The organism is Streptomyces sp. NPDC002851 (assembly GCF_053591935.1).
The window spans coordinates 42,032-63,855 of record NZ_JBSFUT010000028.1; the positions used below are offsets into that span (position 1 = coordinate 42,032).

A 21,824-nucleotide genomic window follows, 5' to 3' on the forward strand; every position below is an offset into this window, starting at 1 on the left:
GCGGGTCAAGGGGGACACCACCTGCCGCACCACCGTGAGCGAGACACCCATGACTGCGACCGCCACCACCGTCGAGGCCGCCCGCGCCGCCACCCGGGCCCGTACCGGTGGCCCCAAGGACGACGGGCCGAAGATCCTCGAGCACTTCCTCGGCTGGACCCTGGTGGTCGTCCTCGCGATGTTCGTCACGCAGACCGGTCTGCTGTAACCCCTTCTCCCGTGACCCCCGCCGGATCCGGTGACACGTCGCCGGACGCCCGCCAGTGCCGCTCCGGGATGCCCACCAGGCCGTACAGCAGGCGCACCGGGGACCGCCTCGGCAGCAGCACGACGCCCGCGAGCACCCCGAAGAGCAGCAGCCCCGGCAGGCCGCCGAGCAGCCGCATCAGGACGCTCGCGGTCAGGGCGCCCAGGAACGGAAGGCCGTAGACCCCGGCCGCCGCGATCGCCACCGCGAGCAGGCGCGGCACCTTGCGGTCCGCGTCCGCGCCGGGCAGCGCCCAGCCCTCCATCAGCCAGCCGATCTCGGTGACGAGCAGCGTGCCGATCACGGCCGCGCCGAAGAGCAGCAGGGCCAGGAAGGTGCCCGAGGTCAGGAAGTCGAGGACGTTGTTCACGACGCTGTCCTTCGGCCAGTCGGCGAAGTCCTCGGCACCGGTGGAGAGGAACCGCGCGTAGCCGGTCCCGTCCCAGCCGTGGATCAGCGTCCCGAAGACCAGGAAGTGCCCGCCCACGCTCTGCAGATACGCCCAGTAGCCCGCGCCCACGAGCACCAGCGCCTGCGCCACCAGGAACCCGAGTAGCGCGCCGACCGGAATCCCGCCCGCGTACAGGAGCACGAACCCGGCCCATACGCCGCCGTGGTCCCCGGCCACCTGCATGGTCGCCCACGCGGGGTTCTGCCACAGCACGAAGAGCCCGGTCGGTACCAGGAGCACCGTCGCGAACAGCAGCGTCAGGGTGAGATACGGGTTGGCGGCGCGACTGCGCGTCCGGGGCCCCTCGCCCACGCTCAGCCGCTCCCACACCTGAAGTTGCCGCCCCGCCGCCACGGCGAACGTCGCCCCGATCGCGTACGCCCAGAACAGCGCGGCCTGAATCTGGATCATGGTGCCGCCTCAAGGGTCAGGCCGCCCGCCACGATCAGGTCCGAAGTGACCAGGGCCTGCTCGGCCCGGACATCCGTCATGAAGACGAACGGCGGCACCAGCGGTGGCACCGGCAGCTTGTCCGGCGTGAACGTCAGGCAGACCAGGCCTTCCAGACAGCCCCGGAACTTGGTGAGGTAGAGCGTGACGTCCCCGCTGAGCTCCAAGGTGTCGGCGCCCAGGGCGAGTTCGTCGTGACCGTCGCGGGTGCGCAGGCGGTAGTCGGTGAGCGAGGCCGCCTTCATGTGCAGCACCATCACCTTCAACGGCCCGTCGGCGGTGGGGATGTCGCGTACTCCGGCGACCGTGAAGCCCTGGGGTGCGAAGAGGGTGGTGGTGACGGTGGGGGGTGTGCGTGGGGCCACCACGGGAGGCTCTGTGGGGGCCGCCTGCGCCCGGCTCAGGCCCGGCCCGAACACCGCGGCGAGGAGCACCACCGGGAGCAGCACCGCGAGGGTCCGGGTGCCCTGCCCCTCGCGGATCCCGGGCGGTTCCGGCGCCCGCGCCGCCTCCGCCGCCTCCTCTTCGTCCCGGCCGACCGGAGTCCAGCCGAAGCCCATCGCACTGCCCGCGATACCGAGCACCATGCCGACGAGGAAGCCGCCGAGGTTGGTCGCGGCGAACGAAAGGACCGACAGGATCAGGGCGTTGACGCTGACGTAGTGCCGGGCCTGCGGCATCACCCACAGGAACACCCCGGCCACCATCAGGGCGAGCCCGATCCCGATCGCCGCAAGCCCGCCGAGCCCGAGGCTCACCAGGACGGTCAGCGGCGACAACGGCACGAGGAGCAACTCGGCGCCGCCGAGGATCAGTAGTAACCCGCCCCAGAACGGCCGCGTCCGCCGCCACTGGCGCAGTGTCCGGCGCGGCCCCGGCAGCGGCAGTCGCCGGTCGAGCCAGCCACCGCCCTCGCGGCTCCCGGAGCGGCCACGGGCCCGCCGTATGGACTCGAGCAGCGGCGCGCCTCCGGTGAACCGGCTCAGAAGCACTTCTCGCCGTCCACGCTGACGTCCACCTTCATGCCCTTGAGCCGGAAGTTCCCGCCGGTCGCCGACCAGGCGTGGGACCTCACGGCGGACACCTCGATGTCCCCGGCCTGCAGGCCGAACTTGCCAGGCTCGCCCTTGACGCCTTCCACCTCGTCAAGCGTGGAGGCGTCCCGGCCGATCTGCGCGGTGCCGAAGCGCGCGTCGCCGACCAGGTCCTCGCCGTCGATCACGAGGTTGCTCGCCGTGACGTCACCGGCCTTCCCACCGGCGGTCAGCTTGAACACCACGTTCCCGACCGGGGTCTTGACCTCCGCGGCCTGACAAATGTCGCTGAGCCTGGCGTCCCCGATGCCGAGCAGCGCCACCGGGTGGCCCTTGCCGTCGACCGACCGGTCCGTCTGGACGTACGACGCGAGTCCCTGGCTGCTCAGCTTGTCCGAGGCGACCTGAAAGCTGGTCCCGGAGACCGCGAACGAGGCGGCGAGCGCCCCCTCCGCCATCACCGAGGCCATCGCGCCGACCGCGAGCACCGCGGGCATGGCGACGACGGCGGTCTTCTTCCAGTCGGTCCTGCCCTCTCTCATTGTTCCTCCCGTACGTCGTCTCGTGCGTAAGGGGAGTTACATGGGCTCTGCCATACTGCGGGCATCCCGTGGCAGTTGGAGACTAGGGCGCAATTTGAATAATAGTCAACAGCGTGGCGGCACCGAACGCTCCCAGGTGCGGCGCACCGAACTCATCGCCATCGGCCGGAAGTTGTTCGCCGACACCTCCTACGACGCGCTGTCGATGGACGACATCGCCAAGCAGGCAGGCGTGGCCAAGGGGCTCATCTACTACTACTTCAAGTCCAAACGCGGCTATTACCTGGCCATAGTCGAGGACTCCGTCGCGGGGCTCGTCGCCCGCGCGGGCAGCGACACCGAACTGCCGCGCGCCGAGCGGGTGCACCGCACCATCGACGGCTATCTGCGCTACGCGGAGCACCACCAGGCCGCGTACCGCACCATCGTCACCGGGGGAGTGGGCTTCGACTCCCAGGTCCTCGCCATCCGGGACGCCGTACGCGAGGAACTGCTCGGCACGATCGCCGACGGGGCGTACGGACACCGCGAGTTGCCGCAGGTGGCCCGCCTGGCCCTGGTCGGCTGGATGAGCAGCGTGGAGGGCGTCACCCTCGACTGGCTGAGCCGCGGCCGTGCGCCGGACCGGGGCACCGTCCGCGCACTCCTGGTCCGCACCTTGGGCGACACCCTGCGCACGATCGAGGAGTTCGAGCCGGGCTTCCCGGCGCCGGAGCCGGTCTGAGCGACACCGGCTCCAGCGGGTCCGGACCCGGGAAGGGGCGGGGAGCCCCGCCAGGCTCCCCGCCCCAACGTCCGTACGAAATCGGTCAGTTGATCGCCTTGATCAGCTCACCGTCCGCGGTGTCCCCGCTGAGTTCCCAGAAGAAGGTGCCGCCGAGGCCCTCCTTGTTCTTGTAGTCCATCTTGCCCGCGATGGTCTCGGGGGTGTCGTAGCTCCACCAGTTGCTGCCGCAGTGGGCGTAGGCGGTGCCCGCGACCTTGCCGGTGGCCGGGCACTTCGACTTCAGTTCCTTGTAGTCGTCGATGCCCTGCTCGTACTTGCCCTGGGCCGGACCGGTCGCGGTGCCGCCCGGGGCCTCCTGGGTCACGCCGGTCCAGCCGCGGCCGTAGAAGCCGATGCCGAGCAGCAGCTTCTCGGACGGGATGCCGAGCCCCTTGAGCTTCTGCAGCGCGGCGTCGCTGTTGAACTTGTCCTTCGGAATGCCGTCGTACGAGGTCAGCGGCGAGTGCGGGGCGGTCGGGCCCTGCGCGTCCCAGGCGCCGAAGAAGTCGTACGTCATCACGTTGTACCAGTCGGTGTACTGCGCGGCGCCCGCGTAGTCGGTGGCGTCGATCTTGCCGCCGTCGCTGGCGTCGGCCGTGATCGCGGCGGTGACGAGGTCGCTGCCGAACTCGGCCCGCATCGCGGACATCACCTTCTTGAAGGCGTCCGGACCGCTGGTGTCACAGGAGAGACCGCAGGCGTTGGGGTACTCCCAGTCGATGTCGATCCCGTCGAAGACCTCGGCCCAGCGCGGGTCCTCGACCAGGGCGCGGCAGGACTTGGCGAAGCCCGCCGGGTCCTTGGCGGCCTCGGTGAAGCCGCCCGACCACGTCCAACCGCCGAAGGACCAGAGGATCTTCAGGTCCGGATGCAGCTTCTTGAGCTTGAGCAGCTGGTTGAAGTTGCCGCGCAGCGGCTGGTCCCAGGTGTCGGCCTTGCCGTCCACCGACTGGTCGGCGGTGTACGCCTTCTCGATCGCGGCGTACGAGTCGCCCATCGTGCACTTGCCGCCCTGGACGTTGCCGAAGGCGTAGTTGATGTGCGTGAGCTTGTCCGCCGAACCCGAGGTCTCGATGTTCTTGACGTGGTAGTTGCGGTCGTAGACGCCCCACTCCGTGAAGTAGCCGAGAACCGTGTTGCCGGCTGCTGCGGTCTCCCTCTTGTCCGTGGGTGCCTGGTCGACCGCGCCCGCGGTGACGCCGGCGCCGACGAGCAGCCCGGCGCCGAGAACCGCGGCGCATACGACGGAGAGGAGGGTCCGCATCCGGGTGCGGGGGCGGCGGTGCGGTCTGAGCATCGTGTCTCCTCGTGGGGGTGGGAGAGGGATGGTGCTTGTGACCTTGACATGAACGCGCTCAGGCGCTCGCCGGAACAGTAGAGGACTAGACCAGTGCGGTCAATGGTTCGTACCAATCGCGGAGCCGGTGCCGCTGGCCCGGGTCCGGCTTCCGGCCGCCAGGAACCGGACGCAACGGACCCCCGTTCCGGGCCCCGCCGGATCTTCACGGGAAAAGTGAAGTGAACGGTCGTGAACCTGATGACGTGCAGCCTCTGATCGGGCATACTCGGCGCCACAGCCGCTGGACAGCCGGAATTCGAGACCCGACAGGCGCCATCGGCAAGGGTCCGCGTCTCAAGGCCCCGTCGTCCGCCCGGAGGGCGGGCCCCGAGACGCGGAGCCTGGATACCTCAGAGACGTCGGCGACGCCGCCCCACCCTCAGCGCGCGCCCGCCGCAGCCGTACAGGGAGGAGCGTCGCTGTCATGCAGGACTCAGCGGGTGCCGGACGGAGCGCGTCGGCCGCGGGCGGCGACCGGGAGCGGGCACACCGACCGGCCCAGGGAGTGGAGCGCCGGCTCCCCACCGAGGAGGCCCGCGACCTCCTGGCGCTCGTACGCGAACTGATCAAGCGCGAGATCGCCCCCACCACCTCCGAAGAGGAGGACGCCGGACACTTCCCGCGCGAGATCTTCACGCTGCTCTCCGAGTCCGGCCTGCTCGGCCTGGCGTACGACGCGGAGTACGGCGGCGGGGACCAGCCGTACGAGGTCTACCTCCAGGTCCTCGAGGAGCTCGCCGCCGCCCGCCTCACCGTCGGCCTCGGCGTCAGCGTGCACTCGCTCGCCTGCCACGCCCTCGCCACGTACGGCTCCAAGGAGCAGCAGGTCGAGCACCTGCCCACGATGCTCGGCGGCGGACTGCTCGGCGCCTACTGCCTCTCCGAGCCCGCCTCCGGCTCGGACGCCGCGTCGCTGCGCACGAAGGCGGTGCGGGACGGGGACAGTTGGGTGCTCACCGGCACCAAGGCGTGGATCACGCACGGCGGGATCGCGGACTTCTACACCGTCCTGGCCCGCACCGGCGGCGAGGGCCCGCGCGGCATTACGGCTTTCCTGGTGCCCGGCGACGCCGAGGGTCTGAGCGCCGCGGCGCCGGAGCGCAAGATGGGCATGAAGGGCTCGCCCACCGCGCAGGTCCACTTCGACGGCGTACGGATCAGCGACGCCCGGCGGATCGGGGACGAGGGCCAGGGCTTCACCATCGCCCTCGCCGCACTCGATTCGGGTCGGCTCGGCATCGCCGCCTGCGCGATCGGCGTGGCCCAGGCGGCCCTCGACGAGGCGGTGCGGTACGCCACCGAGCGCAAGCAGTTCGGCCACCCGATCGCGGACTTCCAGGGCCTGCGCTTCATGCTGGCCGACATGGCCACCCAGATCGAGGCCGGTCGCGCGCTCTACCTGGAGGCGGCGCGGCTGCGCGACGCGGGCCAGCCGTTCTCCCGCCAGGCCGCGATGGCCAAGCTCTTCTGCACGGACGCCGCGATGCGCGTGACCACGGACGCGGTGCAGGTACTCGGCGGGTACGGCTACACGGCCGACTTCCCGGTCGAGCGCCTGATGCGCGAGGCGAAGGTGCTGCAGATCGTCGAGGGCACGAATCAGATTCAGCGGATGGTCATTGCTCGGCACGTAGCGGGGCCCGAGTCCACATGAGACGCCGCCGTGCCGTTGGCTCGGTCGCTGTCTTCCGGGGCTTTACCCCCCGGACCCCCAGTTGCCCCAAGCGCCGGACGGGCTGATCCAGTCCAGCCCCTAGTCCGGCCTCCGTACCGCGCTGAACGGGATCGTCGAGCCGAACTGACCCCGCTGCACCATCGGCACCGCGAGCCGGGACCACTCAGGGTCACGGTGTCCCGGGAGCGTCCTGCCCTTTCCGGCCCACTGCTGTAGCAGGGCGCAGTAGATGGGGGTCTCGGCGAGGGGCTCCTGGGGGAGGCCCGTGGACTGGGTGCCGGAGCCCGCTCCCGGGTTGCTCTCGACGCGGTGAAACGCGGGGCGGTGAAACTCGGGGCGTGGGAACTCGGGTCGCTGAACCGATTCTTCCGGTGCGGGGACGACGAGCGCGTGCCGACGGTGGCCGATCGCTTCGTGCATGACGGTCATGCCCGGCAAACGGTACGCGTCCCCGCGGAGTTACCAGCGGACCGATTCGACCCTCAGTTCGCGGCTTGCCCGTATTGTTCCTTGCTGCTCGACGTCTGGCCCCCGGCCGCTACCTGACGTACCGTCAATTCGACCGCCGGGGGCCCGCACCCCTCCGCGCGACGCCGCCACCGCCGCGTCCAGGGAGGTATGCCATGACCGGCGACGACCGCCCGGTTCCGCTCGACGAGTACCCCGTGCACCAAGTCCCGCTCTCCATGAAGTACGTCGCCACCGGCGACCGCAACGCGTACGACCGCTGCATCTTCCAACTCTTCGACCACAGCGGACAGTTCCTGCTCATCCTCGGCCTCGGCGTCTACCCCAACACCGGGGTCATCGACGCCTACGCCACCCTGCGCACCGGCGACACCCTGCATGCCGTACGCGCCTCGGACGCCCTCGGCGACGACCGGATGCGGGCGCTCTCCGTGGGCCCGCTCAGCATCACCGTCGAGGAGCCGCTGCACCGCTTCCGGCTGCGCTGTACCGCGGACGGGGCAGAGGGCTCGGCGTTCCTGTCCTACGACCTCACCTGGACCGGCGACTTCGCGCCGCTGTGGGAGCCGCACCACCTGCAACGCCGCGGTGACCGGCTCACCCTGGAGGGTCGCCGCTTCGTGCAGGCGGGTTCGGTGAGCGGCACCCTGCGGATCGGCGGCGAGGAGATCGCCGTCACGGCGGGGGAGTGGACCGGTACCCGGGACCGCAGCTGGGGCGTGCGGCCGATCCCCGGTGAGGAGGGCGGGCGCGCGGCCGAGGAGCACCGGCCGGAGGGGTTCCACTGGCTGTGGGTGCCGGTGCGGTTCGAGGACCGGTTCCTGATGGTGATCGTGCAGGAGGACGCGGACGGATACCGCTCCCTGAACGAGGCGACGCTGGTCCGTCCGGGCGAGCGCGACCTCCAACTCGGCTGGCCCCAGGCCGACATCCGGTACCGCTCCGGCACCCGGCACCCTGAGAGCGCCGTCATCCACCTCACCGACCGCGACCGCAAGCCGGTGGAACTCGGCGTCGAGATCCTCGCTTCCTCACCGCTCGCGATCGGCGCCGGGTATCCGCCCGCGGACGACTGGCAGCACGGCACGTGGCGCGGCCGCGGCTGGACCGACCGGCGCGCGTACGACCTGTCCGACCCGGCGGCCCACCCGCTCGCCGCGTACGGCGTCACGGATCACGCGGCCCGCTTCTCGCTCGACGGCCGCACCGGCTACGGAATCTTCGAGCACGGCAGCTTCGGGCGGCACGACCCCAGCGGATTCACGGGGTTCACGGGCTGAAGGCGCCCCGGCCCGCACCTAGCGGAAGGAGTCCGACCATGGCCACAGCCCCCCGCCCCCGTACCACCACCCGTGACCCGGCAGAGCTCACCCGCCGCCTCACCGCCTGGCTCGACGGGCGGCTGCCCGGCGCCCGGGCGCGTGGGGTGACGGTGCCCGAGTCCAACGGCATGTCGAGCGAGACCTTGCTCTTCGACATCGAGCATCCCCAACCACCCGTGCGCGCCTGCGCGTTGCGGCTCGCGGCCGACCCGGCGGCGTACACGATCTTTCCCGTGTACGACATGGCCCGGCAGTTCCACCTCATGCGCCTGGTCGCCGAGCACACCGATCTGCCGGTGCCGCGCGTGCTCTGGCTGGAGGAGGACCCGGGGCCGCTCGGGGCGCCGTTCTTCGTGATGGAACGGGTGGAGGGCCGGGTGCCGCCGGACGTCATGCCCTATACGTACGAGGGGAATTGGCTGCACTCCGCCACCAACGCCGAACGTGCCCGCCTGGAGGCGGACAGCGTGCGCGTCCTCGCCGCGCTGCACGACCAATTCCCCCTGGAGAGCGCCGAGTTCCTCGGTCCGCGGGAGCGAGGGGCGGACGCACTGCGCCGTCATGTCGACGGCCAGCGCGACTACTACGCCTGGGTCGTGGCGGACCTGCCCCGCTCACCCCTCATCGAGCGCGCCTTCGAGCGGCTTGCCGAGCTCTGGCCGGACGACCCCGGCGAGACCGTGCTGACCTGGGGCGACGCCCGTATCGGCAATATCGTGTACGACGGCTTCGCGCCCGCGGCCGTGCTCGACTGGGAGATGGCGGCGCCCGCCCCGCGCGAGGTCGACCTCGGCTGGACGGTCTATCTGCACCGGTTCTTCCAGGACTTGACGGTGAGCTTCGGCCAGCACGGCCTGCCGGACTTCTTCCGCCGCGACCGGGTGGAGCGCCGCTATGCCGAACTCACCGGGCACACCCCGCGCGACATGGACTTCTACACACTCTACGCCGCCCTGCGGCACGCCATCGTGATGCTGCGGGTCGCCTATCGGCAGCTGCACTTCGGTGAGGCCGCGGCGCCGGAGAAGCCCGAGGACGCGGACCGGCTGATCCTGCACCACGACAGCCTGGCGGCCATGGTGCAGGGCAGCTACTGGGATTGACGTACTGTCAGTGAAATCCGGTCGATCGGGCTCAGGCCGCCCGGTGCAGTTGCGGCACCTTGATCGGGCGCGAGCCCGGGCCGCCGACGTGCGAGAAGGGCTGGGTCCGCCAGTCGAGCCCCTGAGGGAGCGTCAGGAGTACGGAAGTGTCCTGTTCCTGGGCCCCGTCCGTGTCATCGGCGGGCGCCGCGCTGTCCGCGGGGCGGCCGGTGCCGGAGCAGACCTGGAGCCCGAACGGGTTCCAGGGGGTAGGGCACTTGGCGTGCTCGGGCAGGACGACCTCGTCCGCCAGGAGCGCGATGGGCTGTGCGCAGTCCGGGCAGATCACCCGGTAGATCTCGAAGGTGTCGTACGCGTCGCTCTCGTCGCCGGAGGCGTCGGGTTCGACGCCCTCCGGAGTGGGCTCGGGGAACGGCTGCTGCCGGTTCCGGGCGGTACGGCCAGGGCGCTTCACACTCTGCATGGGACTCTCCCCCTCGGGTGGGCCGGCCGGGCGCTGCGGCCTCGACCACAGCAAGCATTTCCCGGCTCTCCTCGCGCATAATCACGCCACTCCGGCGGACCGGGTCACATGCCTGTGGCGTTCGTCACATGGCCGTTGCCCGTGGGGCGGTGGGCGGTTGGCGGCCGTCGCCGCGACCCGGCTCCGGCATGCGAGACGGGGCCACGAACGTGATCCGGGTGGCAGGTGAGCGGTGTAGGTTCTTGCGTCATGGAGGAGCTCGACCGTCAGATCGTGCAGCTGCTCGTCAAGGACGGGCGGATGAGCTACACCGACCTGGGCAAGGCCACCGGCCTGTCCACGTCCGCCGTGCACCAGCGGGTGCGCCGCCTCGAACAGCGCGGCGTCATCCGCGGCTACGCGGCGGTCGTCGACCCGGAGGCGGTGGGCCTGCCGCTGACGGCGTTCATCTCGGTCAAACCCTTCGACCCGAGCGCCCCCGACGACATCGCCGACCGCCTCGCCGACGTGCCCGAGATCGAGGCGTGCCACAGCGTGGCCGGTGACGAGAACTACATCCTCAAGGTGCGGGTGGCCACGCCCCTCGAACTGGAGGACCTGCTCAGCCGCTTGCGCGCCCTCGCGGGAGTCTCCACGCGGACGACGGTGGTCCTCTCCACGCCGTACGAGGCACGGCCGCCGAGAGTCTGAGCCGTGCCGCCGGGCTTCGTTCTGGTGGACAGCTCGGTGGTGTGGTGGGACCGCCCCTGGTGGGCCCGGCGACCTGGCAGCCCGTCGCCGTACTTGCCGTGCACAGCAGCGCAGGTCTCTTCGCACCCGCGATCGCCGACGCGCTCGACCCGGACGGCGGTGCGCAGCGTCTTCATCGTTGACGCCTCACTGTCGGGCACCCCGCGCTGCCCCGGCCTAGCTCGCCGCGCCGCGCCAACTGGCCGACGCGGACGGCCTGTTGTCGCCCTGACCGACCTGGTTCGCCCCGGATACCCTCGTCGGCGGTGGTGACGGCGGTGACGGCGGTGACGGCGCCGGACGTGGTGGCGGAACGGCTGGTCGCTCTGACGGCGCGGCTGTGCACGGTGCGGTGACCAAAGCCCGCGACCACCCGCCGTACGACCCCGCCCCCATCCCCGTACGCCCCCCTGATCACCACCCCCCGACCCCCGGACGGGACACTGTTCCCCATGAGCGAGACCACCCCCGCAGACCCCTCGACGCAGCACCCCTCTGACGGCCTGGTGCCGCCGGGCGGCGACGAGCGCACCGTGCTGCTGCGCGGCGGCGACATTCACAGTCCTGCCGACCCCTTCGCCACGGCGATGGTCGTGGAGCGCGGGCAGATCGCCTGGGTCGGTTCCGAGGGAGCGGCCGACTCCTTCGCGCGCGGCGCAGACGAGGTGATCGACCTGGAGGGTGCCTTGGTCACCCCGGCGTTCACCGATGCGCATGTGCATACGACCGCGACCGGTCTGGCGCTGACCGGACTCGATCTGTCCGGCGCCGCGAGCCTGACCGAGGCGCTCGGGCTGATCCGCGCCCACGCGGCCGCGCACCCCGAGGACCGGGTGCTGCTCGGGCACGGCTGGGACGCCGCCCGCTGGGCCGAGCGCCGCCCGCCGTCCCGGGCCGAGCTCGACGAGGCCACCGGCGGCCGCCCGCTGTATCTGACCCGGATCGACGTGCACTCGGCGGTCGTCACCACCGCTTTGCTCGACCTGGTGCCCGGCATCACCGAACGCGCCGGATACGACCCCGAAGCGCCGCTCACCAAGGACGCCCACCACGCGGTCCGCGAGGTCGCGCACGGCGCGCTCACCCCGGCCCAGCGCACCGCCGCCCAGCGCGCCGCCCTGCGCCACGCCGCCTCCCTCGGCATCGGCTCGGTGCACGAGTGCGCGGGCCCCACCATCTCCTCCGAGGACGACCTGACCGGCCTTCTCGCCCTGGCCGCCGCCGAGCCGGGCCCGCGGGTCTTCGGCTACTGGGGCGAGCGGATCACCTCGGCCGCGGACGCCGACCGGATCCGCGCTCTGGGCGCGCTCGGTGCCGCCGGTGACCTCTTCGTGGACGGCGCCCTCGGCTCCCACACCGCCTGCCTGCACGAGCCGTACGCCGACGCCACGCACACCGGCGCCGCCTACCTGGACGCCGACGCCGTCGCCGCACACGTCACGGCGTGCACCGAGGCGGGTCTGCAGGCCGGATTCCACGCCATCGGCGACGCCGCCGTCACCGCCGTCGTCGAGGGCGTACGGGCCGCCGCCGACAAGGTCGGCCTCGCCCGCGTCCGCGCCGCCCGGCACCGTGTCGAGCACGCCGAGATGCTCACCCCCGAGACCGTCGCGGCCTTCGCCGAGCTCGGCCTCACCGCCTCCGTGCAGCCGGCCTTCGACGCGCTGTGGGGCGGCACCGACGGCATGTACGTCGAGCGGCTCGGCGCCGAGCGGGCCCGCACCCTCAACCCCTTTGCGGCGCTGCTGCGTTCGGGCGTGCCGCTGGCCTTCGGCTCGGACAGCCCGGTCACCCCGCTCGACCCGTGGGGTACGGTGCGGGCGGCCGCGTTCCATCGCACGCCGGAGCACCGCGTCTCGGTACGGGCCGCGTTCACCGCCCACACCAGGGGCGGTTGGCGGGCCGTCGGCCGGGACGACGCCGGGGTCCTGGTGCCGGGCGCGCCCGCGGACTACGCCGTCTGGCAGGCCGACGACCTCGTGGTGCAGGCCCCCGACGACCGCGTTGCCCGCTGGTCCACCGACCCGCGCTCCGGCACCCCGGGCCTGCCCGACCTCACACCGGGCACCGAACTCCCGCGCTGCCTGCGGACCGTGGTCGCCGGGCGCACCGTCTATGTACGGCCGGGCGAGTGATGTCCCGGAGCGGCGCGCGGCGCGGCGCGCCCGATTCCGTTGCCGTACGACCTGCGTATCCTCCGGGCCGACCAGGGGACTTGGGGAAACGCCGCAGGTCAAACGGCTGTTGACAGACGGCGGACCGGGGCGGGTAGTTTCGGCCGGGTCCACCACAGGACGTCCGACCGGGAAACCTCCACGCAGTCGTCGAACGCCGCTGGGTCAGGGGCGGTGTGCCGCACCGGTTCACCGCCACTGGGAGCCAGGCCCAGCGCCCGCGGTCGGTGGCTTCAGGCAGGTCAAGACCGATCGGCAGGTGTGACCCGGGTGGGGCCCGGACGCTCAGTAGACAACGGCTTTCGGTCGACCCGCAGCCAGCGGGTCCCGGGCCGGCCCGAAGGGCGCCGGGCCCCGATCCGCTGCTCCTTCGACGACACCCGCCCCTTCCCCATGAGCCCTGGCCTCTTGGCGTCTATGGTGGTGCATCTGTGTACGGACGTTAGGGGCAGCAGTGAAGGACGGCGGTCAGCGGCAATACGGCCCGCTGGGCACAGTGTTGGTGATCATCCCGACCTATAACGAGGCGGAGAACATCAAGCCGATCGTGGGCCGGGTGCGCGCCGCCGTCCCGGACGCCCATGTGCTCGTCGCCGACGACAACAGCCCCGACGGCACCGGCAAGCTTGCCGACGAGCTCGCGGCCGAGGACGACCACGTGCACGTCCTGCACCGCAAGGGCAAGGAAGGTCTCGGCGCCGCCTATCTCGCGGGCTTCCGCTGGGGCGTCGAGCACTGCTACGGCGTCCTGGTCGAGATGGACGCCGACGGCTCGCACAAGCCCGAGGAGCTGCCCCGGCTCCTGACCGCGCTCAAGGGCGCGGACCTGGTGCTCGGCTCCCGCTGGGTGCCGGGCGGACGGATCGTCAACTGGCCCAAGTCCCGCGAGTTCATCTCCCGCGGCGGCAGCCTGTACTGCCGGATGCTCCTGAACGTACCGATCCGCGATGTCACCGGCGGCTTCCGCGCCTTCCGCAAGGAGACCCTGGAGGGCCTCGGGCTCGACGAGGTCGCCTCGCAGGGCTACTGCTTCCAGGTCGACCTGGCCCGGCGCGCGGTGAAGGCCGGGTTCCATGTGGTCGAGGTGCCCATCACCTTCGTCGAGCGCGAGTACGGCGACTCCAAGATGAGCCGTGACATCCTTGTCGAGGCGCTGTGGCGGGTCACCGCCTGGGGCGTCGGCGAGCGCGCCGGACGGATCCTCGGCAGCGGCCGCAAGCGCTAGGGGGTGACTCCCCGATCGGCCCTGTCTCCTGCTGATCTACCTTGTCTCCTGACAGCCCGCTTATCCCGCATGGACGCCGCAGGCGGCACACTGGGAGCATGACGACCGGCATTCCGACCCCGCCCACCCGTCCGGCCCGGCGCTCCGCCCTGCGCAGGTATCTGCCGCTCGGCGTCGCCGCAGGTGCGGTGCTCGAGATCTGGCTGCTCACCGTGGTGGCCCGCGTGGCCGGCGGGTTCACCGTCTTCCTGCTCGTGGCGGCCGGGATCGTGCTCGGCGCCGCGGTGATCAAGCGGGCCGGACGGCGCGCCTTCCGCACCCTGAACGAACAGGTGCAGCAGGTCCAGCGCGGTGAGGTCCCGGCGGAGCCCGCGAAGGGCGGCGGTAACGCCCTGACGATGCTGGCCGGGCTGCTCCTGATGATGCCGGGCCTGATCTCCGACGTGCTCGGCCTGCTCTGCCTGCTGCCGCCGGTGCGCTCGGTGCTCGGCCGGTACGCGGAGCGCGCCCTGGAGCGGCGGATGCGCGCGGCCACGCCCGGCAGCGTCGAGGACATGGTCCAGCAGGCCCGGATGCATCGGCCCGACGGCAAGGTGGTCCCGGGCGAGGTCATTCGCGACGACGACGCCGAGCCGCGCCGCGAGGACGACGGGCCCCGTCCGCCGCTCACCGGCTGACGGCCGCCGCCCCCTGGCACAGAGACGCGTTAAGGCCCCGCCCGGCACAGAGGCCCGGGCGGGGCCTACGCGTGCAAGGGGCCGCCCTCCGCGTGCAGGGCCTCCGCATGCGGGGCCTGCGCGGGCACGGCCTCAGGGCATAACAAAACCGCGGGGGACGGCACGCGCTCGGCGTGACGTCCCCCGCGGCGCTGTTGTTCGGCCGCCCGCGGGGTTATGCGGACTTGCGGCTGTCGCGCGGGTGCACGGCGATGTTCATGGCACCGGAACGCAGGATCGCCAGGCGCTCGGCCAGGACCTCCTCCAGCTCCTCGCGGGTGCGCCGCTCCATGAGCATGTCCCAGTGCGTACGCGCGGGCTTGCCCTTCTTCTCCTCCGGGCCGTCGCCATCAACGAGGAGTGCCTGGGCCCCGCAGACCTTGCACTCCCACTCCGGCGGGATTTCCGCCTCTACCGAGAACGGCATCTCAAAGCGATGTCCGTTCTGGCATGCGTACTCCACGGCCTGGCGCGGGGCCAGGTCGATGCCGCGGTCCGTCTCGTAGCTGGTCACCACGAGGCGCGTGCCGCGAAGAGCTCGCTCACTCATGAATCGTGCCTCCCGGGCTTGTCGCCCACAGGACAGGTGTCGCTGTCGTCGTCATCCGGTCAACGTCCGGTCGGCGCTGAAGATTCCCGTTGCGGGTCAGGTGTCGCCGTCGTAGCCGCAGCCTTTTCAACCAGTCAGTACCCACCGTCGCCCGATTTGTCACATGTGGCAGGAGATGTCACTCGGTGTCACTCGGTGTGCCACCTGCTCCACGTGACGTGTCGTGCTTTGGCGCGCAGTAACGGTCCGCCTGGTAGGCCAAAGGCGTATACTACCGGGCTTTGACCTCGCCTGTTAAATCCGGTCCGGAATCGGGTTCCCCGCGGCCGCCACAGCACGGCGGATCGGCACCCGCGCCAGGAGCAGAAAGCCCAGGGCGAAGAAGGCCACGAGCGAGACGATCGCGTCCCGATAGCTGCCGGTCAGCTGGTAGGTCAGGCCGAAAACCAGCGGTCCGAGCCAGCTCATGCCCCGGTCGCTCATCTCGTACGCGGCGAAGTACTCGGCCTCCTTGCCGCTCGGTACCAGGTGCGAGAACAGCGAACGTGACAGCGCCTGCGTACCGCCGAGCACCAGGCCGATCCCGACGGCCAGGGCGAAGAACCAGACCGGCGCGCGCTCCGGTAGAAAATATCCGGCCCCGATCGTCAGGGTCCAGGCCACCAGCGAGCCGAGAATGGTGCGCTTCGCGCCGTACCTCCGTGCGAGCCGCCCCATCGCGAGCGCCCCGGCCACCGCGAGCAGCTGCACCAGGAGCACCGCCACGATGAGGGTCGTCTGGTCCAGGCCCAGCTCCTCGGAGCCGTACACGGACGCCTGCGAGATCACCGTCTGCACCCCGTCGTTGTAGAAGAGGTACGCGAGCAGGAACGCGAGGGTGAGCGGGTGGCGGCGCATATCGCGCAGCGTCGCCGTCAGCTGCCGCCAGCCGCCGACGGCCGGGGTCGCGCGCTCCACCCCGTCCGCCCCGCCCGCGCCCGTACGCCGGTCCCGCAGCCGGCGCAGCGGGATCAGGGCGAAGGCGCCCCACCACACGCCCGCGGAGGCGAGGCAGATCCGTACGGCGGTCGCCTCCGACAGGCCGAAGGAGTCGTGCGCGGTGTAGAGCACCAGGTTCAGGACGAGCACCAGGGCGCCGGACGCATAGCCGAAGGCCCAGCCGCGCGAGGAGACCGCGTCGCGCTCCTCGGGCCCGGCGATCTCCGGCAGGTACGCGTTGTACAGGGCCATCGAGACGGCGAGCGACGCGTTGGCGACGACGAGCAGGAGGCCGCCGAGCAGATAGCGGTCGCCGTCCAGGAAGAACATGCCCGCCGTGGCGCCCGCGCCCAGATACGCGGCCACCGCGAGCAGCGGCTTCTTGCGGCCGCTGCGGTCGGCGGCCGCGGCGGTGAGCGGCATCACGAGGATCGCCACGATCACCGACAGGGACACGCTGTACGCGAAGAACGACCCGGCCCGCACCGGGATGCCGAGCGGGTGCACGAATCCGTCCGGGTCCGCGGCGGAGCGCGCGACCGACGTCAGATAGGGCCCGAGGAACACGGTGAGCACGCTCGTCGAGTAGACCGAGCAGGCCCAGTCGTAGAAGTACCAGCCGCGCTGCTCGCGCCGTCGCCTGCCGGTCTCGTCCGGCTCCCCCGCCCGCACGGTGTCCGCGCCCACCCGTGGCCCCTCGGTGTCGTGTCGTCCCCGTCGTATGGAGCGCGAGGCCGCCGCGGGCCGGTCACTCCCAGGCGCCGCGCTCCTTGAACACCTCGGTCAGTGTGCCGAGATGATCGGTCATGATGCCATCGACCCCGAGATCCAGGAGAGCCCCCATCCGTGCGCGGTCGTTCACGGTCCACACGTGCACCTGGAGTCCCAGGGCATGCGCGGTGCGTACGAAACGGTGGTCCACCACGCGCACCCCGGACTGGCTCTCCGGCACCTGGGCGCAGACGGCCGAGCGGCGCAGCCGGGCCGGGATCCCGTACGAGCGCAGGCGCAGCGCGAGGACGCCGCGCACGCCGTACGAGGTCGCCAGGCGCGGGCCCGCGAGGAGCTGCGCCCGGGCGACACGTGACTCGTTGAACGATCCGACACACACCCGATCCCACGCGCCGGTGCGGCGGATCAGCTCGACCAGCGGGACCAGCGCGGGCTCGGCCTTGATGTCCACGTTCCAGCGGGCCTCGGGGAACTCTTCGAGGAGGTCCTCGAAGAGCGGCACCGGCTCGCTGCCCGCCACGCGCGCGTGCCGCACGTCCGACCAGGGCAGGTCGGCGATGCGGCCGCGGGCGTCGGTGACCCGGTCGAGGGTCGCGTCGTGGAACGCCACGAGCCGGCCGTCGGCGGTGGCGTGGACGTCGGTCTCCAGATAGCGGTAGCCGGAGTCGACCGCGCGCCGGAAGGCGGCCGCCGTGTTCTCCAAGCCGTCCGCCGCGCCGCCCCGGTGGGCGAACGCGAGCGGGCCCGGGTGGTCCAGAAACGGGTGACGGATCTGTCGGGGATGCTGCTCTCTGCCGGTGCTCACGGTCGCAGTATCGCGCCCCCGCGTTGCGTCCCGGCGACCACGATGCTGCCGCCGCCCGCACCCGGGATGGCGAACACCCGCAGGAACAGCTGGGCGAGCGGCCCGATGGCCAAGGCGTACGCGACCGTGCCGATGCCGACCGTGCCGCCGAGGACGAAGCCGGTGGCGACCACGGCGACCTCCACACAGGTGCGCATCAGGCGGATCGAGCGGCCGGTGACCTGGTGCAGGCCGGTCATCAGGCCGTCGCGCGGCCCGGGCCCGAAGCGGGCCGAGATGTAGAGCCCGGTGGCCGCGCCGTTCAGGACGATGCCCGCGGCCAGGAGCGGGATCTGGAACGCCAGGCCGTGCGCGTCCGGCACCAGGGCGAGCGTGCCGTCCATCGCGAGGCCGACGACGAACACATTGGAGACCGTGCCGAGGCCCGGGCGCTGCCTGAGCGGTATCCACAGAAGAAGGACCGCCGCGCCGATGACGATCGAGACGACTCCGATGGTCAGGCCGGTCAGCTCGGCGAGGCCCTGATGCAGGACGTTCCACGGCTCGAGGCCGAGCCCGGCGCGCACCAGGAGGGCCGAGCTGGCGCCGTACAGGACGAGACCGGCGTAGAGCTGGATCAGGCGGCGGGTAAGGAGCGGGCCGCCGGGCCGCGGGCCCTGTGGGCGGCGCGGGCTCCGCGGCGGACGGCTTCCGGAAGGGGCGGGCTCGGGTTCGGAGGCGGGTTCGGGCACGGGTTCTCCCCCTGAGGTGCGGTGGACGGATCCGGACCCCGGCTGGTGGCAGTGGCCCGACCCGTGACACTCTGTGGCTTGGAATACGAGGCCAACCATGGCCAATTCGGGGAAGGTGGACTGGTCGCCATGGCCCAGTGGACATCAGCGGTAGGGGCCGCGCAGCTTGCCCGGCTCATCGCCTCCCAGCAGGAGCGGCCGACCGCGCCCGGCGGGCGCCGCCCACCCGCGTACCGGGCCCTGGCCGACGGCATCAGGCTGCTCGTCCTGGAGGGCCGGGTTCCGGTCGCCGCCCGGCTGCCCGCCGAGCGCGAACTGGCCGTGGCGCTCAACGTCAGCCGTACTACTGTTGCGGCCGCTTACGAGGCGCTGCGCGCCGAGGGCTTCCTGGAGTCCCGCCGTGGCGCCGGGAGTTGGACCGCCGTCCCCGCGGGCAACCCGCTGCCCGCGCGCGGCCTCGAGCCGCTGCCCCCGGAAGCACTCGGCTCCATGATCGACCTCGGCTGCGCCGCGCTGCCCGCCCCCGAGCCCTGGCTCACCCGCTCCGTACAGGGCGCCCTGGAGGAACTCCCGCCGTACGCGCACACGCACGGCGACTACCCCGCCGGGCTGCCCGCGCTGCGCCGGATGCTGGCCGACCGGTACACCGAGCGCGGCATCCCCACCATGCCCGAGCAGATCATGGTCACCACCGGCGCGATGGGCGCCATCGACGCGATCTGCCACCTCTTCGCGGGCCGCGGCGAACGCATCGCCGTGGAGTCGCCTTCGTACGCCAACATCCTCCAGCTCATGCGCGTGGCAGGGGCCCGCCTCGTGCCCGTCGCGATGGCCGAGGGGCTCGCGGGCTGGGACATGGACCGCTGGCGTCAGGTCCTTCGCGACGCCGCGCCCCGGCTCGGCTACGTGGTCGCCGACTTCCACAACCCGACCGGCGCGCTGCCCGGCGACGATCAGCGGCGCGCCCTGGTCGAGGCGGCCCGTTCGGCGGGCACGGTCCTGGTCGCCGACGAGACCATGTCCGAGCTCTGGCTCGACCCGGAGCTCGAGATGCCCCGCCCCGTCTGCGCGTTCGATCCCGGCGGCGCCACCGTGATCACGGTCGGCTCGGCGAGCAAGGCGTTCTGGGCGGGCATGCGGATCGGCTGGGTCCGGGCCGCGCCCGACGTGATCCGCAGCCTGGTCGCCGCCCGCGCCTACGCCGACCTGGGCACCCCCGTCCTGGAGCAGCTGGCGGTCACCTGGCTGCTCGGCACCGGCGGATGGGAGGAGGCCGTGGACGTGCGCAGGACTCAGGCCCGGGAGAACCGGGACGCCCTGGTCGCCGCTGTGCGCCGGGAGTTGCCGGACTGGGAGTTCGAAGTGCCGGGCGGCGGCCTGACGTTGTGGGTCCGGGCCGGTGGGCTCTCCGGCTCGCGGCTCGCGGAGGTGGGGGAGCGGGTCGGGGTGCGGGTGCCGTCCGGGCCGCGCTTCGGCGTCGACGGCGCCTTCGAGGGTTTCGTACGCCTGCCGTTCACGGTCGGCGGACCGCTCGCGGAGGAGGCGGCGTCCCGACTCGCGGCGGCGGCCCGCCTGGTGCGTGAGGGGGCGGCTACGGGGGCGGAGCCCCCCAGGACGTTCGTGGCCTGAGCTGTCCCAGCCCGTCCGGCGTTTGAGGACGAGCGCCTTCGGCGCGACAGTGGGGGTCCGGGGGCGCAGCCCCCAGGGGCGGTAACCAAGCCGACGGGTGCCTCAACCTTCCGCGACCACCGGTTCCGGCTCGTCCGCGTCGTCCGCCAGGTCTGCCGGAGCAGCACGTTCCGGAAGCAGCGCAAGCACCGCGCAGCGGTGTGCGTCGCTCGTAGCGTCGTCGTACGGGTCGGGCGTGGCCGGGACCTGGAGGCGGTGCACCGGCCCGGTGCCGAGGCGGGCGTAGCCGCGGCCGGGCGGCAGCTCGGGCGTCGGCGTGGTGCGCGGCGCGGCGCCGAGGAACTCGGCCAGCTGGTCCGGCGCCGCCGGGCCGAGCACCACGCGCGCGCGGGTGTGCTGCCGCACGGGCTCGCTCAGTGCGTCCAGGCTGTCGAACTGCTCGGCCACGACGACCGTCACATGTGCCGCCCGGCCGTGCCGCAGCGGCACCTGGAGCAGCGCCTGCGGGTCGCGCTGCCCGTCGGCGGCGGCCAGGTGGGCGAGCACGCTGGGCCGGTCGAGGAGGATCCACAGGGGCCGCTTGCTGTCCTCGGGCGGCGGGTCGCCCGCCTGCCGGGCCAGGTTCGCGGCGATCAGGCGGCGCTCGGTCTCCTGGGCGGCCCACTCCAGGGCGGCCAGGGCGCCGGAGAGCCCGCACTCCACGGCGAGTACGCCGCTGCGCCCGGTCAGACACGCGTACTCGCCGGTGCCCGCGCCCTCGACGATCAGGACCTCGCCGCCGTGCTGCAGCGCCTGGAGGGCCACCGAGCGCATCAGGGTCGTGGTGCCGCTGCCCGGCTGGCCGGTGGCGAGCAGGTGCGGCTCGGTGGAGCGGATGCCGGTGCGCCAGACGACGGGCGGTACGTCGCGCTGCTCCTCGCCGTGCGTCGCCACGGGCAGCGTGCGGCGCACGGTGGTCTTGTCGGTGAAGCCGAGCACGGTCTCGCCGGGGCCGGTGACGAAGGGCTGGGCCGCGATGTCGGTGGGCAGCGGCGGCAGCACCGTGACGGTGAGCCGGTTGTCCTCCTCGTCCCAACCGAAGTGGTACTCGCGGCCGCGGCCCGCCTTGGCGTGCAGGAGCTGCTCGATCCGGGCGCGGGACGCGGGCTCGCCGTCGGTGAAGTAGGCCGGGTAGCGGATCTCCAGGCGTGCGACTCGGCCGTCGCCGTCGAAGTCGTACGAGGCGAAGACCTGCTCCCACTCGCCGCCGTGCGCGTACATCGGGCTCGGGTCCTCGGGCACCGAGAAGTACGGCACCAGGGCCTCGTAGATGGCTTGGAGGCGCTGCACCTGTGCCTCGTCGGGCCCGGCCGGGCGTGCGGGTGTGCGGTCGTGGCCGGACCAGGCGGCGGCGCCCATCAGCGTGATCAGGCCGAGCAGCGGACCGTACGGAATGAGGACCACGACGAGGAGCACCGAGGCCGCGAGGAAGAGCAGCGGTCCGCGGCGGTCCTTGGGGGTGTCGGTCCACTTGCGCCGCCCGGCGGCAGCGAGGCGGCGCAGTCCCCGAGTGACGGTGATCAGAGGGTGCAGGACGTCGGTGGCGCTGTCAGCAGCCGATCTCGCCAGCTCCCTGCTCCGGGCGATCTGGGCGGTGCCGCTGGTCAGAATGCGGGGGAGTGGTCGCCTGGCCACGTCGTACTCCTGAAGGGGTGG

22 protein-coding genes are annotated in these 21,824 nt (G+C 72.1%); 11 read left to right on the forward strand and 11 right to left on the reverse strand.

Annotated elements, in window-relative coordinates:
* Positions 1-49 precede the first annotated feature (49 nt).
* Entirely contained in the window at positions 50-208 is a 159-nt protein-coding gene (locus ACWD10_RS26285; protein ID WP_451095104.1) for an SCO1431 family membrane protein, read from the forward strand.
* Here ACWD10_RS26285 and ACWD10_RS26290 read toward each other — a convergent pair.
* From ACWD10_RS26290 to ACWD10_RS26300, 3 genes are all read right to left on the reverse strand, one after another.
* The gene (locus ACWD10_RS26290; RefSeq protein ID WP_451095106.1) at positions 186-1,109 is read right to left on the reverse strand and encodes a hypothetical protein; all 924 of its coding nucleotides are present in this window, start codon (positions 1,107-1,109) and stop codon (positions 186-188) included. The genes ACWD10_RS26285 and ACWD10_RS26290 overlap by 23 nt on opposite strands.
* The gene (locus ACWD10_RS26295) at positions 1,106-2,035 is read right to left on the reverse strand and encodes a DUF6114 domain-containing protein (protein ID WP_451095211.1); all 930 of its coding nucleotides are present in this window, start codon (positions 2,033-2,035) and stop codon (positions 1,106-1,108) included. Before ACWD10_RS26295 ends, ACWD10_RS26290 begins: the two co-directional genes overlap by 4 nt.
* 95 nt (positions 2,036-2,130) lie before the next feature.
* Positions 2,131-2,724: a DUF6230 family protein gene (locus tag ACWD10_RS26300; protein ID WP_451095108.1), complete on the reverse strand. Its 594-nt coding sequence runs from the start codon at positions 2,722-2,724 to the stop codon at positions 2,131-2,133.
* A 94-nt stretch (positions 2,725-2,818) separates the two neighbouring features.
* On the opposite strand from ACWD10_RS26300, the gene ACWD10_RS26305 reads away from it, so the two are divergent.
* Entirely contained in the window at positions 2,819-3,448 is a 630-nt protein-coding gene (locus ACWD10_RS26305) for a TetR/AcrR family transcriptional regulator (RefSeq protein WP_451095110.1), read from the forward strand.
* Between the two features lie 85 nt (positions 3,449-3,533).
* Here the strand turns inward: ACWD10_RS26305 and ACWD10_RS26310 are convergent, their stop codons facing one another.
* Positions 3,534-4,787 carry a glycoside hydrolase family 18 protein gene (locus tag ACWD10_RS26310; protein WP_451095112.1) on the reverse strand — a complete coding sequence of 418 codons (1,254 nt, stop codon included), beginning with the start codon at positions 4,785-4,787 and terminating at the stop codon, positions 3,534-3,536.
* A gap of 466 nt (positions 4,788-5,253) precedes the next feature.
* Here ACWD10_RS26310 and ACWD10_RS26315 point away from each other — a divergent pair, with 466 nt between their 5' ends.
* Complete coding sequence (locus tag ACWD10_RS26315; protein ID WP_451095114.1) at positions 5,254-6,483, forward strand: acyl-CoA dehydrogenase family protein; 1,230 nt, start codon at positions 5,254-5,256, stop codon at positions 6,481-6,483.
* A 99-nt stretch (positions 6,484-6,582) separates the two neighbouring features.
* On the opposite strand, the gene ACWD10_RS26320 is transcribed toward ACWD10_RS26315, so the two are convergent.
* A complete protein-coding gene (locus ACWD10_RS26320) occupies positions 6,583-6,933 on the reverse strand; it encodes a hypothetical protein (RefSeq protein WP_451095115.1) in 351 nt (116 codons plus the stop codon).
* A 194-nt stretch (positions 6,934-7,127) separates the two neighbouring features.
* Here ACWD10_RS26320 and ACWD10_RS26325 point away from each other — a divergent pair, with 194 nt between their 5' ends.
* Both ACWD10_RS26325 and ACWD10_RS26330 read left to right on the forward strand, forming a co-directional pair.
* Positions 7,128-8,252, forward strand: coding sequence for a hypothetical protein (locus tag ACWD10_RS26325; protein ID WP_451095117.1), 1,125 nt, complete (start codon positions 7,128-7,130; stop codon positions 8,250-8,252).
* Between the two features lie 38 nt (positions 8,253-8,290).
* Positions 8,291-9,397 (forward strand): phosphotransferase family protein, encoded by a 1,107-nt coding sequence (locus tag ACWD10_RS26330; protein ID WP_451095119.1) that lies wholly within the window; start codon positions 8,291-8,293, stop codon positions 9,395-9,397.
* A 31-nt stretch (positions 9,398-9,428) separates the two neighbouring features.
* Here ACWD10_RS26330 and ACWD10_RS26335 read toward each other — a convergent pair whose 3' ends face one another.
* Positions 9,429-9,860, reverse strand: coding sequence for a hypothetical protein (locus ACWD10_RS26335; RefSeq protein WP_451095121.1), 432 nt, complete (start codon positions 9,858-9,860; stop codon positions 9,429-9,431).
* Between the two features lie 249 nt (positions 9,861-10,109).
* Here ACWD10_RS26335 and ACWD10_RS26340 point away from each other — a divergent pair, with 249 nt between their 5' ends.
* The 5 genes from ACWD10_RS26340 (at position 10,110) to fxsA (ending at position 14,665) form a co-directional block, all read left to right on the forward strand.
* Positions 10,110-10,550 (forward strand): Lrp/AsnC family transcriptional regulator, encoded by a 441-nt coding sequence (locus tag ACWD10_RS26340; RefSeq protein ID WP_451095123.1) that lies wholly within the window; start codon positions 10,110-10,112, stop codon positions 10,548-10,550.
* Between the two features lie 41 nt (positions 10,551-10,591).
* Positions 10,592-10,732 (forward strand): hypothetical protein, encoded by a 141-nt coding sequence (locus ACWD10_RS26345; RefSeq protein ID WP_451095125.1) that lies wholly within the window; start codon positions 10,592-10,594, stop codon positions 10,730-10,732.
* A 444-nt stretch (positions 10,733-11,176) separates the two neighbouring features.
* Positions 11,177-12,724: an amidohydrolase gene (locus tag ACWD10_RS26350; RefSeq protein ID WP_451095213.1), complete on the forward strand. Its 1,548-nt coding sequence runs from the start codon at positions 11,177-11,179 to the stop codon at positions 12,722-12,724.
* A 538-nt stretch (positions 12,725-13,262) separates the two neighbouring features.
* The gene (locus ACWD10_RS26355) at positions 13,263-13,988 is read left to right on the forward strand and encodes a polyprenol monophosphomannose synthase (RefSeq protein ID WP_451095215.1); all 726 of its coding nucleotides are present in this window, start codon (positions 13,263-13,265) and stop codon (positions 13,986-13,988) included.
* Positions 13,989-14,086: 98 nt separating this feature from the next.
* A complete protein-coding gene (gene fxsA, locus ACWD10_RS26360) occupies positions 14,087-14,665 on the forward strand; it encodes an FxsA family membrane protein (RefSeq protein WP_451095127.1) in 579 nt (192 codons plus the stop codon).
* A 214-nt stretch (positions 14,666-14,879) separates the two neighbouring features.
* Here the strand turns inward: fxsA and ACWD10_RS26365 are convergent, their stop codons facing one another.
* From ACWD10_RS26365 to yczE, 4 genes are all read right to left on the reverse strand, one after another.
* Positions 14,880-15,254, reverse strand: a complete 375-nt coding sequence (locus ACWD10_RS26365; protein WP_451095129.1) for an RNA polymerase-binding protein RbpA — start codon at positions 15,252-15,254, stop codon at positions 14,880-14,882.
* A 294-nt stretch (positions 15,255-15,548) separates the two neighbouring features.
* Entirely contained in the window at positions 15,549-16,919 is a 1,371-nt protein-coding gene (locus ACWD10_RS26370) for an MFS transporter (protein WP_451095131.1), read from the reverse strand.
* A 61-nt stretch (positions 16,920-16,980) separates the two neighbouring features.
* Positions 16,981-17,769, reverse strand: coding sequence for a glycerophosphodiester phosphodiesterase (locus tag ACWD10_RS26375; protein ID WP_451095133.1), 789 nt, complete (start codon positions 17,767-17,769; stop codon positions 16,981-16,983).
* Positions 17,766-18,389: a membrane protein YczE gene (gene yczE / locus ACWD10_RS26380; RefSeq protein ID WP_451095217.1), complete on the reverse strand. Its 624-nt coding sequence runs from the start codon at positions 18,387-18,389 to the stop codon at positions 17,766-17,768. The genes ACWD10_RS26375 and yczE overlap by 4 nt, the downstream gene beginning before the upstream one ends.
* Before the next feature lie 240 nt (positions 18,390-18,629).
* On the opposite strand from yczE, the gene ACWD10_RS26385 reads away from it, so the two are divergent.
* On the forward strand, positions 18,630-20,129 hold the full coding sequence (locus ACWD10_RS26385; protein ID WP_451095135.1) for an SCO1417 family MocR-like transcription factor: 1,500 nt from the start codon (positions 18,630-18,632) through the stop codon (positions 20,127-20,129).
* Between the two features lie 102 nt (positions 20,130-20,231).
* On the opposite strand, the gene ACWD10_RS26390 is transcribed toward ACWD10_RS26385, so the two are convergent.
* Positions 20,232-21,803, reverse strand: a complete 1,572-nt coding sequence (locus tag ACWD10_RS26390) for an ATP-binding cassette domain-containing protein (protein ID WP_451095138.1) — start codon at positions 21,801-21,803, stop codon at positions 20,232-20,234.
* Positions 21,804-21,824: the final 21 nt, after the last annotated feature.

Coding starts and splice junctions, on each gene's coding strand:
- ACWD10_RS26285 (WP_451095104.1), top strand. CDS start 50: ATGACTGCGACCGCCACCACCGTCGAGGCCGCCCGCGCCGCCACCCGG.
- ACWD10_RS26290 (WP_451095106.1), bottom strand. CDS start 1,109: ATGATCCAGATTCAGGCCGCGCTGTTCTGGGCGTACGCGATCGGGGCG.
- ACWD10_RS26300 (WP_451095108.1), bottom strand. CDS start 2,724: ATGAGAGAGGGCAGGACCGACTGGAAGAAGACCGCCGTCGTCGCCATG.
- ACWD10_RS26310 (WP_451095112.1), bottom strand. CDS start 4,787: ATGCTCAGACCGCACCGCCGCCCCCGCACCCGGATGCGGACCCTCCTC.
- ACWD10_RS26315 (WP_451095114.1), top strand. CDS start 5,254: ATGCAGGACTCAGCGGGTGCCGGACGGAGCGCGTCGGCCGCGGGCGGC.
- ACWD10_RS26320 (WP_451095115.1), bottom strand. CDS start 6,933: ATGACCGTCATGCACGAAGCGATCGGCCACCGTCGGCACGCGCTCGTC.
- ACWD10_RS26325 (WP_451095117.1), top strand. CDS start 7,128: ATGACCGGCGACGACCGCCCGGTTCCGCTCGACGAGTACCCCGTGCAC.
- ACWD10_RS26330 (WP_451095119.1), top strand. CDS start 8,291: ATGGCCACAGCCCCCCGCCCCCGTACCACCACCCGTGACCCGGCAGAG.
- ACWD10_RS26335 (WP_451095121.1), bottom strand. CDS start 9,860: ATGCAGAGTGTGAAGCGCCCTGGCCGTACCGCCCGGAACCGGCAGCAG.
- ACWD10_RS26340 (WP_451095123.1), top strand. CDS start 10,110: ATGGAGGAGCTCGACCGTCAGATCGTGCAGCTGCTCGTCAAGGACGGG.
- ACWD10_RS26350 (WP_451095213.1), top strand. CDS start 11,177: ATGGTCGTGGAGCGCGGGCAGATCGCCTGGGTCGGTTCCGAGGGAGCG.
- fxsA (WP_451095127.1), top strand. CDS start 14,087: ATGACGACCGGCATTCCGACCCCGCCCACCCGTCCGGCCCGGCGCTCC.
- ACWD10_RS26365 (WP_451095129.1), bottom strand. CDS start 15,254: ATGAGTGAGCGAGCTCTTCGCGGCACGCGCCTCGTGGTGACCAGCTAC.
- ACWD10_RS26385 (WP_451095135.1), top strand. CDS start 18,630: ATGGCCCAGTGGACATCAGCGGTAGGGGCCGCGCAGCTTGCCCGGCTC.